This window comes from Tropicimonas sp. IMCC34011 (assembly GCF_003390865.1).
In the GTDB taxonomy this organism is placed as follows: Bacteria; Pseudomonadota; Alphaproteobacteria; order Rhodobacterales; family Rhodobacteraceae; genus Tropicimonas_B.
The window spans coordinates 471870-488237 of sequence record NZ_QMEJ01000001.1 but is presented as its reverse complement, the minus strand read 5'-3'; the positions used below and the strand labels follow the sequence as shown (position 1 = coordinate 488237).

The following is a 16368-nucleotide window of genomic DNA, read 5'->3' as shown; positions in this document are numbered from 1 at the left end:
GGCCCTTATCCCTTTTTCTTGTTCATGACGTCGAAGATCACGGCGGCCAGGAGCACGAGGCCCTTGATCACCTGCTGGTAGTCGATCCCGATCCCGAGGATGGACATGCCGTTGTTCATCACGCCCATGATGAAGGCGCCGATGACGGCTCCGACCACGGTTCCGACACCGCCGGCCATGGAGGCGCCTCCGATGAAGACAGCCGCGATCACGTCGAGTTCGAAGGTCGCGCCGGCCTTCGGCGTCGCGGTGTTGAGGCGTGCGGCGAAGACGAGGCCGGCAAGCGCCGCCAGCATTCCCATGTTGGCAAAGGTCAGGAAGGTCAGGCGCTTTGCGTTGATGCCCGAGAGCATGGCCGCCTTCTCGTTGCCGCCGATGGCGTAGATGCGCCGGCCCGTCGTGGTGCGGCTCGTGACGAAGGAATAGATCGCGATCAGCAGCGCCATCACGATGAAGACGTTGGGCAGGCCCCGGAAATCGGCCATCAGCCAGCTCATCCAGGTGATCCCGATGAAGACGATGGCGGTCTTGGCGGCGAAGAAGGCGAAGGGCTCCTCCGGCGCGCCGGTCTTCGCCTGCGCCGCGCGGTTCCTCAGCGCCAGGAGCGTCAGGCCGACCGCCACGGCGAGGCCGATCAGGAAGGACATCAGGTTGAATCCCTCCATGGCGAAGAGGTCCGGCAGGAAGCCCGAGGAGATGAGCTGGAATTGCGGCGGGAAGGGGCCGACCGACTGGCCCGCGAGGAGCCACAGCGTCAGGCCCTTGAAGACCAGCATTCCCGCGAGCGTCACGATGAAGGAGGGGATGCGGAAATAGGCGATCCAGAACCCCTGCGCCATGCCGATCACCGCGCCGGCGGCGAGACAGACGACGGCGGCGACGGGGTAGGGCACGTCCCAGTTCACGATCATCACCGCCGCGAGCGCGCCGATGAAGCCGAGGACGGAGCCGACGCTGAGGTCGATATGCCCGGCGACGATCACGAGGAGCATCCCCACCGCCATGATGACGATGTACGAGTTCTGCAGCACCAGGTTCGTCAGGTTCACCGGCTTGAGGAGGATCCCGCCCGTCGCGACCTGGAAGAAGGCCATGATGGCGATCAGCGCGAAGAGGATGCCGTATTCGCGCAGGTGCCCCTTCAGAAAGCGCCAGCTGGCACGCGCCTGTTCTCCGGCGGGCCGATCGGCCGTTTCATCGACGATCTGGCTCATTGCACACGGTCTCCGGATTTGATGATGCGGGCCATGATCTTCTCCTGGCTGGCTTCGGCCGTGGGCATCTCGCCCACGAAGCGGCCTTCGTTCATGACGTAGAGGCGGTCGGTAATTCCGAGGAGCTCCGGCATCTCCGACGAGATGACGATGATCGCCTTGCCGCTGGCGGCGAGGTCACGGATCACGGTGTAGATCTCGAATTTCGCGCCGACGTCGATGCCGCGCGTCGGCTCGTCGAGGATCAGCACGTCGGGATCGGCGAAGAGCCACTTGGACAGCACGACCTTCTGCTGGTTGCCGCCCGAAAGGTTCACCGTCTCCTGCTCGATGGAGCTCGACTTGATGTTAAGCCGCCCGCGATAGCGCTCCGCCACCTCCGCCTCTCGCGCGCCGTTCACGACGACGCCGTCGGCGACCGCGTCCAGCTTAGCGAGCGGCACGTTCCGGCGGATGGTTTCGTCGAGGACGAGGCCGTAGGTCTTGCGGTCCTCGGTGGCATAGGCGAGCCCGGCATTGATCGCCGAGCGCACGGTTGAGAGGTCCGCCACGTGGCCGTTGATCTTCGCGGTGCCGCTGATGTCCCGGCCGTAGGAGCGGCCGAAGAGGCTCATGGCAAGTTCTGTGCGGCCCGCGCCCATCAGCCCGGCGATGCCGACCACCTCGCCGTGGCGGACGTGGAACGAGACGTCCCTGACGACGACGCGGTCCGTCTGCACCGGATGATGGACGGTCCAGCCCGTGACCTCCATCGCCACCTCGTCGCGGATCTGCGGGTCGCGTTCGGGGTAGCGGTCGTTCAGCGACCGTCCAACCATGTCGCGGATGATGTCGTCCTCGCTGATGCCGTCCTTGCAGTCGAGGCGGGCCACGGCGCCACCGTCGCGCAGGACGGTGATCGTGTCCGCCACCTGCCGGATCTCGTTGAGCTTGTGGCTGATCAGGATCGAGGTGACGCCCTGCTTGCGCAATTCGGCGAGGAGGGCGAGGAGCTTGTCGCTGTCCTGCTCGTTGAGCGACGAGGTCGGCTCGTCGAGGATCAGCAGGCGCACGTCCTTGGACAGGGCCTTGGCGATCTCCACGAGCTGCTGCTTGCCGAGGCCGAGATCGGCGACCGTCGCCTTGGGGCTTTCCTTCAGACCGACGCGCGCCAGGAGGTCCGCCGCGCGCATCTCCGTCCGGCGCCAGTCGATGATGCCGCGCTTGGCGCGCTCGTTGCCCATGAAGATGTTCTCCGCCACGGACAAAAGCGGGATCAGGGCGAGTTCCTGATGAATGATGATGATGCCGCGGCTCTCGCTGTCGCGGATGCCGCGAAACGACTGGACCTCGCCGTCGTAGAGGATGTCGCCGCTGTAGGAGCCGTGCGGATAGACGCCCGACAGTACCTTCATCAGGGTCGATTTGCCGGCGCCGTTCTCGCCCACGAGGGCGTGGATCTCACCTTCTTCCACCTTCAGGTTCACCCGGTCGAGCGCCTTCACACCGGGAAATTCCTTGGTGATGTCGCGCATCTCGAGCAGCGTCGCCATGGCGGAATCCTTGAAGAAGAGACACCGGGTCCCGCGGGAAAGTGCCCGCCGGCCGGGGATGAAGGTGGGGGAGCCGAAGTGCGGGGCCGGGGTGGCCGGGGGCCGGGCGGCATCCGGTGCCGCCCGGCGCGACCGTCACTCGATCTGGTCTTCGGTGTAGTAGCCGCCGCCCACGAGGACGTCCTGCCAGTTGCTTTCCGTCACCGGAACCGGCTCCAGAAGGTAGGACGGCACGACCTTGACGCCGTTGTCGTAGGTCTCGGTGTCGTTGATCTCCGGCTCGCCGCCCTGCAGGAGCGCATCGACCATGCCCACGGCTACGCCGGCGAGTTCCCGGGTGTCCTTGAAGATGGTGGAATACTGCTCGCCGCGCACGATCGCCTTGATCGAGGGGATCTCCGCGTCCTGACCGGTGACGATGGGCATCTCCATGTCGCCCGAGCCGTAGCCCACGCCCCTCAGCGAGGAGATGATGCCGATGGAGAGCCCGTCATAGGGGGACAGGACGCCGTGCACCGTCTCGTCGGTGTAGTTGGCGGACAGAAGGTTATCCATCCGCGCCTGCGCGACGGAGCCGTCCCAGCGCAGCGTGCCGACGGTATCCATCCCGGTCTGACCGGACACGATGTTGATGCGGCCGTCGTCGATCAGCGGTTGCAGGACGGACATCGCGCCATCGTAGAAGAAGTACGCGTTGTTGTCGTCGGGGCTGCCGCCGAAGAGCTCGACGTTCCAGGGCTCGGCATCGGGGAAGCGCTCCTCGAGACCCTCGACGAGCGTGTTGGCCTGCTGCACACCGACCTGGAAGTTGTCGAAGGTGGCGTAGTAGCTGACATCGCCCGAGTCGCGGATCAGCCGGTCATAGGCGACGACCGGGATATCCATCGCGGCCGCGTTGGCTAGCGCGTTCGTCAGCGTGGTGCCGTCGATCGCGGCGATCACGAGGGCATCGACGCCCTTGGTGATCATGTTCTCGATCTGGGCGAGCTGGTTGGGGATATCGTCTTCGGCATATTGAAGGTCGGTCGCGTAGCCGGCCTCCTCGAACTGCCGGACCATGTTCTCGCCGTCGGCGATCCAGCGGGCCGAAGACTTGGTCGGCATGGCGATGCCGACGGTGCCCTGATCCTGTGCGTAAGCGGGCAGCGCCAGAAGCGCAGCCATCGCGGTGGCGCCAAGGGCGCGTCGCGTGAGTTTCATGTTGTCCTCCCTTCGCCGGAGCGGATCGTGCGCCGGCTTCTCCCGGGCACGCGACGTTGCGCGGCCCGATACAACCCTTGCCCTTTACGCAGATACATAACAAATTCCGATTGTGCGCTTCGATATACCGAAAATGATATGAGCAGCTCGGACCGCCCCAGATCTACCGCCGCCCCGGACCTCGTCCGCGGGGGGCTCAAGTTTTCCCAGCTCCGGCTGATGTCCGCGCTCCGTGAGCATGGCCGGATCGGCGCGGCGGCGAGCCATGTGGGCATGACTCAGCCAGCCGCCTCCCGGCTTCTGGCGCAGCTGGAGCCCCTTGTCGGAACGCCCCTCTACATCCGGCACCCGCGGGGGATCGAACTGACGGAAGCGGGTCGCATCCTCGCCGATCAGGCGACGGAGACGCTGAAGGGGCTCGACCGCGCTCATCAGAAGATGGAGGGGCTGAAGGGCGGCATTCGGGGCCATGTGCGTGTCGGCTCGGTGACTGGACCGTCCCTTGAACAGCTCTTGCCGGTACAGCGCGAGGTGCGGCTGGCCTATCCCGAGATCGAGGTGACGGTGCAGGTGGACACCTCGGACCGTCTCGCCGAGGCGCTCCTTGCCGACAATCTCGATTTCTACATCGGCCGGGTCCCGGATGCCGCCGATGCCCGTCCCTTCGCCATCGACATGATCGGACCGGAGCCGATCAGTCTTCTGGTGCGCCTCGCCCATCCCCTGACGCGCAAGGCGGACGCGACGCTGAAAGACTGCCTCGACTACGACTGGGTGATGCAGCCGCCCGGCGGGCTGCTGCGCCGGACGGCGGAGAACTATCTTCTGTCGAAGGGTCTGAGCGTGCCGTCGCGCGTGGTCAGCACGACCTCGATCCTCTTCACGCTCGCCCTCGTCAACGAGACGAACGCCATCGCGCCGATCGCGAGCGCTGTGTGCCGCTTCTTCATCGAACGGGCGGCGCTCGGCAGCCGGCTCGCGATCCTGCCCGTCGCGGAGGACATCGCGGTCGAGGATTTCGGCATCGTCTCCCGGGCCGGTGCGGCCCTGACGCCCGCGGCCGACCGCTTCATGACCCTCCTGCGCGCCCGCTCAAGAGCTCAGGACTAACCGGCGGTCCGCAGTGGGCAGGGCGGGGCAGGGCGGACATGCCGCCCGTCCGCCGGTCTCAGCTCATCACGCGGGGCACCCGGACGTCCCAGTCGAGATCGCGTACCAGCTCCCCGCCGCTCCACGCGCGCAGCCGCGCCTCGATCCGGAAATGGGTCGCGTCGCCCGTCAGGCGCGTATCCGTCTCCGTCCGCACCTCCCACCCATCGCGGCTCATCTCATGGATCCACGTCACCTCGCCCTCGGCGGAGAGGGGATCGCCGGGCAGGATCGTGTAGATCTCGCGCCCCTCGGCGGAGTGGCGGAACTCCTGTGCCGAGATCACCGCGTCCCCCTCGTGGTCCCGCACTTCGATGGTCAGGCGGCCGGTATCGCGGTCCTCGGTGACGGTCCATTCGGCCTTGGGTGCTGCTTCGAACGACATGTCGAGTGGCGCGCCCGCGCGCGGCGGGTCGAAATCGGGCGCCGTGTCCACATTCGCCTCCCGCAGGGGGAGGGTGAGGGACGATGCCGCCGGCAGGACCGTGAGACGGACCGGCTCGGGGACGGGCCAGGCGATCGGGAAGTAGCTCGTCGAAAGGCCCAGGCGGATGCGATGCCCGGCCCGGAAGATCTGGGCGACATGCTTGAACGGAACCGAGACGGTGTAGTCGCGCCCCGGCTCCAGCGCCTCCGGCGTTTCGTGGCTGCTCCGGTGGTTCAGGTTCAGCAGGCCATAGCTCACCCGCGTCGCCGCGCCGTCCGGGGCCACGTCCATCAGGCGCACGGCCACCTGAGCCACCGGGCGATCCACCCGGAAGGTGAGGGTCAGGGCGGCGGCGCCGGCGATGGCGAGATCGGCCTCGAGCGGGGCCGTCTCGAAGGTCAGGCTCCCGGCGTCGTCGCGGCGCTGGTCTCCGGGCTGGTCTCCGGGATGGGCGTAGGAACACCACTTCCCCCCCTGCATCCCTGTCCAGAGCGGAGAGGCGATCGTCAGGGGTGCGTCCGGCGCGCCCTCGGTCCCGAGCGATCCGTCAGAGCCAAGAGGATAGGTGGCCGGCGTCACATTGGGGGAGGGCCAGGCGGGCTCGGTGATCCAGTGGCCCTCGCGGACGTCGTAGTGAGAGCGCGGCTCCGCGTGGTCCTGCAGGAACAGGCGCAGCGGCGGCTCGTCCATTATGCCGGTCTCCTCGCCCTTCAGCCACTGGTCCCACCAGCGCGTCTCCTCCGTGAGCCAGTCGATGGCGGGGCCGGGGGCGCCGAGATAGGGATACTTGTGGGACCACGGGCCGACGATGCCCTTGGCGGGAGAGCGCAGGTTCTGGACGAGGCGGAAGACCGAGTTGCAGTAGCCGTCCGCCCAGCCGCTGACCGCATAAACCGGCACCTCGACGTCGTCCCAGTTCTCGCAGATGGAGCCGTGCTTCCAGAAGGCGTCCCGCGTTGGGTGGCGCATCCATTCCTCGAGCCAGAGGCCGGACTGGTCGAGCCGCGCCTCCCACATTTCCCGCCAGCGCGCGCCGACATGGGCGGGATCGGGCGGAAGCGTATTGATGCCGAACATGACCGACGCCCAGGAGAGCTGGTCGCCGAGAAGCGCACCGCCCATGTAGTGGATGTCATCGGCGTAGCGGTCGTCGGTGGAGCAGATCGTCACGACGGCTTTCAGTGCGGGGGGCCGCAGGGCCGCGAGCTGAAGGCCATTGAAGCCACCCCAGGATATCCCGACGATACCGACGCCGCCGTCGCACCAGTCCTGCGCCGCGATCCAGGCGATGGCGTCGCAACCGTCCTGCAGCTCGATGTCGGTGTACTCGTCGGTCATCACGCCGTCCGACTCGCCGGTTCCGCGGATGTCGAGCCGGACATAGGCGTAGCCATGCCCCGCGAGCCAGGGCGCGCGGGCGGCGTCCCGCTCCAGCGTCTTGTCGTTCTTGCGGTAGGGAATGTACTCGAGGATTGCGGGGACCGGCCGGTCAGCGGCGTCCTGCGGCATCCAGATCCGCGCGGCGAGGCGGGTGCCGTCCGGCATCGGGATCTCGACGTGCTCGAGTTCGCGCACGTCGCGCGGCATGTCCGTGTCGATCTTCATGGGTCAGCGATCCGGTCAGGGAAGGGCGGGGGCATGGACCTTATCCGCGCCCCCGGCTCCGAAGTCCATCCACCGCGCTGCTCCCGAAGAGCCTGCGCCTACTCGACGATGTCGGCGAACTCGTAGTTGAGCTTCTTCATTACCTGCTCGTAGTTCCACAGCAGCTTGGACTGCTTTCCGGCCCCCATCCAGACGGAGGCGACGGCGTAGCTGTAGGCGTCCTGTTCGGGCAGTTCCGAAAGCATCATGTTCTTCGACACATAGGAGACGATACGGGCGCCCTCCACGGTCTCGGCGGCGACTTGAACCTCCGCCGCCGAGGGGGCGCGGGCGACGCGGGCATCGCGGAAGAAGACCCTGTAGAAGAACTCCGCCGCGACGCTCTCGGGGCCTTCGCCCTTCGGCATGTCGGGCGCCCGGCCGAGGCCGAGATCGATGGTTACCTGCTGGTGCGATACGCCGTCGACCATCTCGAAGAGGTCGCAGTGCGACTGCGCGATGCGGGTGTTGATCTCCAGCAGCCAGATCCGGTCCTGAACCTCGTCCCAGTAATACTCGATGTTGAAGCCCGCATTGTCGTAGCCGATATGGCTCATGATCGTGCGGGTGATCTCCCACATCTTTTCCTGAACGCGGGCGGGCAGGGTCGAGGGATAGAGGTAGTAGAAGAAGCTGAGCACCTGCGGGTAGCGGATCGAATCCACCGTGCCGTAGGGCACCACGTTGCCATCATGCACATAGCCCTCGACGGTGCATTGGCGCCCGCCGATGACCTGCTCGGCCATGCAGTAATGGCCCTCAACGGCGCGGATGTCCTCCGGCAGGTCGGCTTGCGCGAGGACGTGGTCGAAGGGCTCGCCAATGGTGCGGATCTCTGCGCGGAGCTTCTCGATCGCAAAGTCGAAGTCCTCGGGGCTGTCGATCCGGAAGCCGAGGCGCGAGCCGGAGGACTTGATCGGCTTCACGAAGAACGGGAAGCGCAGATCCGCTTCGCCGATCTTGGACAGCGCGTCGTCGTCGAACGGATCGAATGCTGTGAACTTCGGGATGTGGTCCGGGATCGCTTCGCGCATCACGCACCGGGACCAGAACTTGTGCTCACACTTCAGCAGCGCCTCGAGAGAGGTCTGCTTCGTGCCGTATTCCCGGCAGAGGATCGGAAGCATGGTCGAGACAGGAAAGTCGATATAGCCGACGATGGCGTCTATCGATCCACCGAAGGCGTCGAGCGTCCCGCGCGCCTCGTCGAGCATCGCGGGGATGTCGAAGTCCTGCGTGTCGGAGACCTGCGCTGGCGTCAGCAGCTGGTGGAATTCGACGTCCTCCACGCCGCGCAGGCGCTTCAGCCGCTCGGCGTTGTGATCGTTCAAGCCGATGACGAACACGTTTTTCGTCATGTTACCCCCCTCTGGTACGGGTCCCGCGAGATGCGGGCCCGTTTCTTTTGATTTGGTTGTGTCGCGTGGCCGCTCAGGTTCGCGCCAGATCGGCCTGTTCGCCGTAGCTGCGCCCCTTGAGCCGCGCGGTCGTCCCTTCGATGTCATCGACGAGAAGAAGGAGGAAGTCCCCCTCTTCCGCGAGATCGATGGCCCGCTCGACGGCGTCAGCCTCGCTCATGATCACCTCGACGCGACCGGCAGATCCCGCCTCGCGCGCGCCGTCGGAAATCAGCGTGGCGACCTCGCCCTCTGCCCGCCCCCGCGCATCGCTTTCGTAGACGAAGACCACGTCGCACATGGCGGCAAGCTGCGCGCCGAGGCCTTTGAGATCCTCGTCCCTGCGATTGCCGGGCGCGGTGGAGACGGCAATCTTGCGCTGCGTTCCGAGACCGTTGACCAGCGGCTCCAGCGCCTGGAGCGCAGGAACGTTGTGGCCGTAGTCGATCAGGCACTTCACCCCGTCCGCCTCGAAGTAGTTCGTGCGGCCCGGCATCTGCGCCGGGGTGGGGTGGAACGTCATCAGGCCAGCGCGGATGTCATCGATCTCGAGGCCATGGGCAAGGGCGACGGCCGACGCCGCCATCGCGTTCTGGATGTTGAAGGGCGCATGCCCCTCGAAGGTGATCGGAACGTCGTTGATCTCGGCGATCTCTACGGTGACCTTGCCGCGCAACAGGACGATCCAGCCGTTGCGCACGGTCAGCACCATGCCAAGCTCGCTCAGATGCTGGACGAGGTCCGGATTGTCGGGATCCATCGTGAAGTAGATGATTTCCCCGCGGGACCAGTAGGTGCCATGTTCCATGACGAGCGGGTCGTCCGCGTTGAGGACGCAGAAGCCGCCCTCCGACTTGCGCTTGACCGCATCGACCACGACCGTCTTGCAGCGGGCGAGTTCCTCCAAGGTATGGATGTCCCGCTCGCCGAGATGGTCGGACGCGATGTTGAGAAGGACGCCCACATTCGCCTCGTCGAAACCGAGGCCCCGGCGCATGATGCCGCCGCGGGCGACCTCGAGAACCGCATGTTCGACGGTCGGCTCGCGCAGGACGGCCTGCGCCGCCGCGGGGCCGGAATAGTCACCGCGGAGGATGACGTGGTTGTCGATCTCCACAGTTCCCGTGCACCCCATGCCGACGGACTTGCCGGCCTGCCGCAGAAGGTGGGTGGTCAGGCGCGTCGTCGTCGTCTTGCCGTTCGTGCCCGTGATCGCGGTGATCGGAATGCGGCCGTCATCGGTGGGATCGGGGAATAACATCTCCACGACCGCCTCGCCCACTTCGCGCGGTTTGCCATGGGTGGGGGACATGTGCATCCGGAAGCCCGGGCCGGCATTGACCTCGACGATCCCGGCGGACTGCTCCTCGAGCGGACGGGATACGGTCTCGCACAGAAGATCGATGCCGATCACGTCGAGCCCGATCATACGGGCAATCCTCTCCATGGTGAAGCGCACGTCGGGGTGGACCTCGTCGGTGAGATCGGTCGCCGTGCCGCCGGTGGAGATGTTCGCGGTGGATTTGAGGAACGCCACCTCTTTCTCGGCGAGCACCGTGTCGAGCGAATAGCCCGCCTGGTCCAGCATCCGCTCGGTCTGTTCATCCACGACGATCTGCGTGAGGAGATTCTCGTGCCCCACGCCACGACGGGGATCGGCGTTCTCCGCGTCGATCAGCTCACGGATCGTGCGGCTGCCGTCGCCGGTGACATGGGCGGGACGGCGGCGGGCAGCGGCGACGAGCTTGCCGCCGATCACCAGCATCCGGTGATCCTCACCCTTGATGTAGCTCTCGACGATGACGCCGGCATAGTCATCCCGCGCACGGGCAACGGCGGCCTCGTAGCCGGACTTCAGATCCTCCAGCGACGCGATGTCCGTTGTGACGCCGCGGCCGTGATTGCCCGAAAGCGGCTTGGTGACGACCGGCCAGCCGATCCACTCCGCTGCCGTCTGCGCCTCTTCCCAGGAATAACACGTCTCCCCGCGGGGCACCGGGATGCCGGCATCGCCGAGGATCTGCTTGGTCCATTCCTTGTCGTCGGCGATGGAGTGACCGATGATGCCGGACGCATCCGTGACCGTCGCCTGAAAGCGCCGCTGCCGGATGCCGTATCCCAGCTGCGTGTAGCTCGTGCCCTCGGTGAGATTGTAGGCGGGAATGTTCCGCGCCTTGGCGGCCGCGACGATGGAGCCGGTGGACGGGCCGAGCGCGTGAGCGTCCCGCACCTCCTTCAGCTTGTCGATATGCGGCTGAAGGTCGACCTCCTCGCTGTCGTAGAGCTTGCGGACGATCTCCACCGCCGCTTCGCCGGCTGCAAGGCCGGTGGCCTCGTCCCGGTAGCGGTAGATGACATGGTAGATGCCCTTGTCGTAGCTGTCGACGGACTTGCCGTAGCCCACCGAGAAACCGACGAGGTTCTGAAGTTCGATCGCGACGTGTTCGACCATGTGGCCAGCCCACGTGCCGTTCCGAACCCGCTGAAGGAAACCGCCCGGCTCGCCGATCGAGCAGCGATGATCGTGGATTGTGGGGATGAGTGCCTCGAGCCGGTCCGCTATCCCCTCGACCTTGTCGCTTGGCCGCTCCTCCAGGTCTTGAATGTCGAGCCGCATGTAGATCGCTTGGTAGCGGCTGTAGTAGTTCGGCCCGCGGAGTGCGCGGTGGTCAAGAATATGCAATACTTTGCTCCAGGCCCAGTGCCTTTAGCTCGTCCGGTCCGAGAACCCGTCTGGTTCCCATATCGAAGCCGTAGCCGTTCACGAGCGCGTGCATCTTAACGTTGGAGACCGCCACGGGTTCCCCGTCGTGAAGTTCGAACACGTTGGAGCCGCCGATGTCGGAACTGTCCACGAGGATGACATGGCCGGGCCCGAGGGCGCGCATGATGTTCCCGTCGAAATGCACACCGGCATTCTCGCCGAGGCCGACGCCCAGGTATTCGGGGTTCGTCGTTCCGACCTCCATGAGCCGGGAGAACCGGCCGCGCTCCAGGAAGTGCGTGTCGATGATGACGTCTTCGACGAACCCGAAGCCGGCGGTCATCTTGACCGCGCCCTTGCGGAGCGAGTCGTCCGGCGAGCCGCCATAGACCATGGTGCGGGACTGGCAGGCCGCACCAGCGCTCGTCCCGGCAATAACGGCGCCGTCCGTCCGGCGCTCGCGGATTGCGTCCAGCGCGGCGGAGGCGCCGAGAACGTTCGTCAGCCGCATCTGGTCCCCGCCCGAGAGGAAGACGATATCGGACCGCTGGATCATCGCGACGAATTCATCCGCTTCGGCATCCTTGCGGTCCCGTATGCGAACGTCGAGAACCTCGGCCGCGCCGAAAAGCCTGAACGCGTCCTCGTATGCGGCGTAGACGTCTTCCGGAATACTGCTGGCGGTGGTGATGACCCCGACGACGGGCGCCTCCTTGCCCGAGAGGGAAACAACGTGGCGCAGGATCTGGGCTTCGGACGCCTTGTCCTCCGCGCCCCCGATGGCCACGAGAGGCCCCTGCATCTTCACCTTGGCATTCATGTTCATCACCCGGGGCCCCCGTGACGCGCGTCTTGCGACGTTCAACTCTCTGGAACGTCTATCAGTATGGGATTAAGCAAAGACTGAAAACTGCAACATCCCGGCGGCGCGATGCGCGGATGTCACATCTCGGTGCGGCATTGCCGGTCATCTCGCCTGATTTCCGGGCGGCGGAAGGACAAGAGACGATGGCGGGCGACACTGAATACACCCTGGTTATTCATGGCGGTGCGGGCGTCCTTCCGCGCGAGCGGATGACGCCGGAGCGCGAGGCCGAGACACGCGCGGCGCTCGACCGTGTGCTCGCCGCGGGCGAGGAGGTCCTGAAAACAGGCGGCTCCGCGCTCGACGGCGTGACGGCGGCGGTGACGGCGCTGGAGGACGAACCGCTCTTCAATGCCGGGCGGGGAGCGGTCTTCACCAGCGGTGGCAAGCACGAGATGGACGCCGCGATGATGGATGGCCGGGACCGGTCCGCCGGCGCCGTCGCCGGGATCTGCGGGCCGCGGAACCCCATTACTCTGGCCCGGCTGATCAAGGACCGCACGCCCCACGTTCTGATGATCGGCGAGGGGGCAGTCGCGATCGCCCGCGAGGCCGGCCTCCCCTTCGAGGGGGACGCCTACTTCTTCACCGAGGAACGCTGGGACAGCCTGCAGGAGACCCTGCGGATGGAGGCCGAGGGCACGCTCGACGACGATCCCGCCCGGCGCCACGGCACCGTGGGCGCGGTCGCGCGAGACAGCTTGGGCAACCTCGCCGCGGCGACCTCCACCGGCGGCATGACGGCCAAGCGCCCCGGCCGCGTCGGCGACACTCCGATCGTCGGAGCGGGAACCTTCGCCTGCAACCGCACCTGTGCGATTTCCGCCACCGGGGACGGCGAGGCCTTCCTTCGCCTTTCGGTCGCCCATGAGATCGACGCGCGGATGCGGCTGATGGGGGAGACGCTTGAAGCCGCCGCCGGCGCCGTCATCGGCACGGACCTGACGGAAATCGGCGGAAGCGGCGGGCTCATCGCCGTGGGCCGGGACGGGGAGATCGCAGTGCCGTTCAACTGCGAGGGCATGTATCGCGGCTGGAGCCGTTCCGGCACAAGAGAGACCGCGATCTACTGACGCTCACCTTGCGAAGGCGACCAACACGAGGGCGATGCTGATGAATGCGGGGAAAGCGGCGTTCAGTGGCATGCGGTGCTGGATCAGTGTGAACGTCGCGGACATCATCACGCCGAAACCGAGCGCCGCACCCGCAAATCGGGTCGGCGGGAAGACGAGCAGCGCTGCGGTCACGAGTTCCAGCGCGCCGGTGATCCAGTGCATCCAGATGGGCAGCCCTACCAGCGCGTAGCGTCCGCGAAAGGATGCGGACGACGCGAAGTTCATGACCGCAATGACCACGAAGAACGCGGCAAGCGTGTAGACCAACAGCGATACCATGCGGCGAAGTACTCACGTCCCTTCTGTACGCAACGGCGTACAGTCCGGGTTTCAAGGATGGGCTCGTTTAAGAACTTATTTTAGCAGGGTTCAATTCACAATCGAATGTTGAGCGCCGCGGCGCGGACTTCAACCCCTGAGGAGGGCTCGGTCTCCCTATTGGTCAGAGGGGTTCAGTTCAGGAAAGCCGTAGGGTCAGGTTAGTCGCATTCCGAAGCCTGAAACCTCCCACTATCGCACGACGAAGTGGACCAACGACATCGCCTCTCTCAAACGACGTGGCTCCCGTTCGATCTGGTTCAATCCAGAGATGGAGTGGTGCGCAGTCAGGACCGGCAGGCGCGGCCGTACGACAGGATGGTGAAGGTCCGCTCGCCGCCGGTGTCAGCCGTGCTGATGCCGGGCTCCGGGCTCCTCGCGCTGATCTCGGTCCTCGCGCAGCGCCCGCCGCGGGTCAGGACCCGCCGCCGCGCCATAGATTTCTGTAGCGTTCGAGACTGCCTTCGAGATGCGCCTCCATCCGGGCTTCGGCGGCGTCCCTGTCTCCATCGATGATGGCGTTCGCGATGGCGGAGTGTTCGGTCACGAGGTCCGGGTTCGGGGTGTAGGGGCGGGGCGGTCCGCCGCCCGATCTCAACTCCACCCGCGGGATGATGCCGGGGCGTATGAGAGCCAGGAATTCGGGGAACCGCCGGTTGTTCGAGGCAAGCGCAATGGCTTCGTGGAAGGCGAAATCCGCCTCGCGCGGCGATACCCCGTCCTCGATGGCGCGGGCGACCGCCTCGTGGGTCTGCTCGATCGCGTCGATCTGGTCCGCCGAGCGCCGGATCGCCGCCAGCCCCGCGGCGCGGATCTCGAAGGCGGAGCGCAGCTCGAAGAGCTCGATCACGCTCGACAGCCGCTCGGTATCGATATCCTCGAACGGCTTCGTGGCGCGCCCCGGCCCGATCGCGTAGACCCCGGAGCCCTTGCGCGCCTCCACCAGCCCGTCGACCCTGAGAAGCGCCAACGCCTCCCGCACCACGGTGCGGCTGACCGAATGGGCCTCCGTCAGCTCCCGCTCGCTCGGCAGACGATCCCCGGCCTTGTATTGGCCGGCCTCGATCTGCGCGCGCAGGCTCTCCGCGATCTGGGTCACGCGCGTTCGCGGCGGGTCCGGGGGCGTCTGGGCATCCATGATGGCGGCGTAGGTCCTGTTCTGTATGACAAGTTGAGACTACCGGGTCGGTGCCACCTTGCCAAGATTGTGCCGGGGACGAAGAGAAAATGCGTTGACGGGCCGAGGCCCGGCCGGCTAACCTGTATTACAGATAACATTTATTGTTATACAGACGCGAAACGGAGGCGAGGTACGTTGATCATCAAGGACGTCACGACAACTGTGTTCCGGCACATGACCCGGCGCCATTCGGACAGCGCCGGCCATGCACATCCGGGGCCGGAGCATCCCGTCGAGGTCGCGCTCCTGACGATCCGCACCGAGGACGGGGACGAGGGATATTCCTTCTGCCCGCCCGAGATCGTCCGGCCGCATGTCCTCGACAAATTCGTGCGCAAGGTCCTGATCGGCAGGATCACCGGGAAGAAATGAGCGCCCGAAGGCGGCAGGAGCGTGCCCGTCAGGTCCTGAACGTAGGGGGCGTGCGTCGCGAGGAGGGGGGCCAGGATCGCCGAGCCGACGAGCAGGGCGAGGACGACGAGGCCGAAGGCCGAGGTCGGCTGCTTCAGAAGGAAGCGCAGGATGTTTCGGGCGACCACCAGCCCTTGCGGGACGGTCCGGCGGGGCGGGCTCTGGGAAAGGGTATCTGACATCACGAGCCGGTCCTGGGATCGAATACGCGGTAGAGAATGTCCGAGATCACGTTCAGCCCGATGAAGATGAGGCCGACGACGAGCACGCAGGTCATCACCGCGTTCATGTCCCCGATCAGGAGGTTCGCGGTCAGGTAGGAGCCGAAGCCGGGCCAGGCGAAGACCGTCTCGATCAGCACGGCGCCTTCGAGCAGCGCGCCATAGGCCAGCGCGACGATGGTGACGAGCTGGACCCGGATGTTGCCGAAGGCGTGGCGCCAGATCGTCTGCCGGTTCGAGAGGCCTTTGACGCGGGCCGTGGTGATGTATTCCTGGTTGATCTGGTCGAGCATGAAGCTGCGGGTCATGCGCGTGATGTAGGCCGAGGAGGAATAGCCGAGGAGGGCGGCGGGCAGCAGGATATGGTTGATCGCGCTGCGGAACACGTCCCACTCGCCGGCCAGCGCGCTGTCGATCAAGAGGAAGTTCGTCCGCTCCGGCACGAGGCCGATATAGAACTGGTCCATCCGTCCGGAGCCACCCACCCAGCCGAGCCAGGCATAGAAGACCAGAAGTCCGATCATGCCGGTCCAGAAGATCGGCATCGAGTGTCCCATGAGGCTGAAGACGCGGATCAGGTGATCCTGCCAGCGATCCTTGTGGACTGCGGCCAGCACGCCGAGCGGAATGCCGACGACGGCACCGAAGAGGATTGCGAAGGTGGCCAGTTCGATCGTCGCGGGCAGGACCCTGAGAATATCCGTCAGCACCGGCTGACCCGTGCGGATGGAGGTGCCGAAATCGAGCGTGAAGACGTCCCGCACGTAGAAGAGAAACTGTTCCCAGACCGGGCGGTCGAGCCCAAGCTGGCGGTAGACCGTCTCGTAGACCTGACGCGTCGCGTCTTCGCCCACGATGGCGCGCACCGGGTCGGACGGCATGATGCGGCCGATCACGAAGGTCAGGATCAGAAGCCCGAACAGAGTGACGAAAATCGACCCGCCCTGGCCCAGAAGCGCGGTCGCGCGTCTGCGATCTGGTATCACGTAGA

The 16368-nt window shown here is 65.9% G+C and carries 14 protein-coding genes and 1 pseudogene; 4 read left to right on the top strand and 11 right to left on the bottom strand.

The annotated features are described in order from the left end of the window. Positions 1–5 precede the first annotated feature (5 nt). The 3 genes from mmsB to chvE all read right to left on the bottom strand — a co-directional run bounded on the left by mmsB (position 6) and on the right by chvE (position 3946). Positions 6–1205, bottom strand: a complete 1200-nt coding sequence (gene mmsB / locus DQG15_RS02385; protein WP_370454164.1) for a multiple monosaccharide ABC transporter permease — start codon at positions 1203–1205, stop codon at positions 6–8. Positions 1206–1210: 5 nt separating this feature from the next. Beyond that, positions 1211–2746, bottom strand: coding sequence for a multiple monosaccharide ABC transporter ATP-binding protein (mmsA, locus tag DQG15_RS02380; RefSeq protein ID WP_116082435.1), 1536 nt, complete (start codon positions 2744–2746; stop codon positions 1211–1213). Between the two features lie 135 nt (positions 2747–2881). Then, positions 2882–3946, bottom strand: a complete 1065-nt coding sequence (chvE, locus tag DQG15_RS02375; RefSeq protein ID WP_116082434.1) for a multiple monosaccharide ABC transporter substrate-binding protein — start codon at positions 3944–3946, stop codon at positions 2882–2884. 138 nt (positions 3947–4084) lie between these two features. Here chvE and DQG15_RS02370 point away from each other — a divergent pair, with 138 nt between their 5' ends. Next, on the top strand, positions 4085–5056 hold the full coding sequence (locus DQG15_RS02370; RefSeq protein ID WP_116082432.1) for a LysR family transcriptional regulator: 972 nt from the start codon (positions 4085–4087) through the stop codon (positions 5054–5056). 58 nt (positions 5057–5114) lie between these two features. On the opposite strand, the gene DQG15_RS02365 is transcribed toward DQG15_RS02370, so the two are convergent. The 4 genes from DQG15_RS02365 to DQG15_RS02350 all read right to left on the bottom strand — a co-directional run bounded on the left by DQG15_RS02365 (position 5115) and on the right by DQG15_RS02350 (position 12093). Next, positions 5115–7127, bottom strand: coding sequence for a CocE/NonD family hydrolase (locus DQG15_RS02365; protein WP_198665051.1), 2013 nt, complete (start codon positions 7125–7127; stop codon positions 5115–5117). A gap of 98 nt (positions 7128–7225) precedes the next feature. Next, positions 7226–8524, bottom strand: a complete 1299-nt coding sequence (locus DQG15_RS02360) for an acetyl-CoA carboxylase biotin carboxylase subunit family protein (protein ID WP_116082430.1) — start codon at positions 8522–8524, stop codon at positions 7226–7228. Positions 8525–8597: 73 nt separating this feature from the next. Continuing rightward, positions 8598–11246 (bottom strand): cyanophycin synthetase, encoded by a 2649-nt coding sequence (gene cphA / locus DQG15_RS02355; protein ID WP_116082429.1) that lies wholly within the window; start codon positions 11244–11246, stop codon positions 8598–8600. Continuing rightward, complete coding sequence (locus DQG15_RS02350) at positions 11233–12093, bottom strand: cyanophycinase (protein ID WP_116082427.1); 861 nt, start codon at positions 12091–12093, stop codon at positions 11233–11235. The genes cphA and DQG15_RS02350 overlap by 14 nt, the downstream gene beginning before the upstream one ends. 113 nt (positions 12094–12206) lie before the next feature. Between DQG15_RS02350 and DQG15_RS02345 the strand changes: the two genes are divergently transcribed. Further along, positions 12207–13205: an isoaspartyl peptidase/L-asparaginase family protein gene (locus tag DQG15_RS02345; RefSeq protein ID WP_232830677.1), complete on the top strand. Its 999-nt coding sequence runs from the start codon at positions 12207–12209 to the stop codon at positions 13203–13205. A gap of 3 nt (positions 13206–13208) precedes the next feature. Here the strand turns inward: DQG15_RS02345 and DQG15_RS02340 are convergent, their stop codons facing one another. Beyond that, positions 13209–13514 carry a DoxX family protein gene (locus tag DQG15_RS02340; RefSeq protein ID WP_157968871.1) on the bottom strand — a complete coding sequence of 102 codons (306 nt, stop codon included), beginning with the start codon at positions 13512–13514 and terminating at the stop codon, positions 13209–13211. Positions 13515–13734: 220 nt separating this feature from the next. On the opposite strand from DQG15_RS02340, the pseudogene DQG15_RS02335 reads away from it, so the two are divergent. Beyond that, a pseudogene (locus DQG15_RS02335) lies at positions 13735–13875 on the top strand (IS5/IS1182 family transposase); the annotation flags it as partial. A gap of 105 nt (positions 13876–13980) precedes the next feature. On the opposite strand, the gene DQG15_RS02330 reads toward DQG15_RS02335, so the two are convergent. Together DQG15_RS02330 and DQG15_RS02325 are read right to left on the bottom strand one after the other, a co-directional pair. After that, positions 13981–14664, bottom strand: coding sequence for a FadR/GntR family transcriptional regulator (locus DQG15_RS02330; protein WP_232830676.1), 684 nt, complete (start codon positions 14662–14664; stop codon positions 13981–13983). A 185-nt stretch (positions 14665–14849) separates the two neighbouring features. Next, positions 14850–15212 carry a hypothetical protein gene (locus DQG15_RS02325; protein ID WP_232830736.1) on the bottom strand — a complete coding sequence of 121 codons (363 nt, stop codon included), beginning with the start codon at positions 15210–15212 and terminating at the stop codon, positions 14850–14852. Here DQG15_RS02325 and DQG15_RS18510 point away from each other — a divergent pair. Further along, complete coding sequence (locus DQG15_RS18510) at positions 15114–15335, top strand: hypothetical protein (RefSeq protein WP_232830743.1); 222 nt, start codon at positions 15114–15116, stop codon at positions 15333–15335. The genes DQG15_RS02325 and DQG15_RS18510 overlap by 99 nt on opposite strands. Before the next feature lie 2 nt (positions 15336–15337). On the opposite strand, the gene DQG15_RS02320 is transcribed toward DQG15_RS18510, so the two are convergent. Then, the gene (locus DQG15_RS02320) at positions 15338–16363 is read right to left on the bottom strand and encodes an ABC transporter permease (protein ID WP_232830675.1); all 1026 of its coding nucleotides are present in this window, start codon (positions 16361–16363) and stop codon (positions 15338–15340) included. Positions 16364–16368: the final 5 nt, after the last annotated feature.

Coding starts and splice junctions, on each gene's coding strand:
- DQG15_RS02365 (WP_198665051.1), bottom strand. CDS start 7,127: ATGAAGATCGACACGGACATGCCGCGCGACGTGCGCGAACTCGAGCAC.
- mmsA (WP_116082435.1), bottom strand. CDS start 2,746: ATGGCGACGCTGCTCGAGATGCGCGACATCACCAAGGAATTTCCCGGT.
- DQG15_RS18510 (WP_232830743.1), top strand. CDS start 15,114: ATGAGCGCCCGAAGGCGGCAGGAGCGTGCCCGTCAGGTCCTGAACGTA.
- DQG15_RS02345 (WP_232830677.1), top strand. CDS start 12,207: ATGTCACATCTCGGTGCGGCATTGCCGGTCATCTCGCCTGATTTCCGG.
- DQG15_RS02360 (WP_116082430.1), bottom strand. CDS start 8,524: ATGACGAAAAACGTGTTCGTCATCGGCTTGAACGATCACAACGCCGAG.
- DQG15_RS02350 (WP_116082427.1), bottom strand. CDS start 12,093: ATGAACATGAATGCCAAGGTGAAGATGCAGGGGCCTCTCGTGGCCATC.
- DQG15_RS02370 (WP_116082432.1), top strand. CDS start 4,085: ATGAGCAGCTCGGACCGCCCCAGATCTACCGCCGCCCCGGACCTCGTC.
- chvE (WP_116082434.1), bottom strand. CDS start 3,946: ATGAAACTCACGCGACGCGCCCTTGGCGCCACCGCGATGGCTGCGCTT.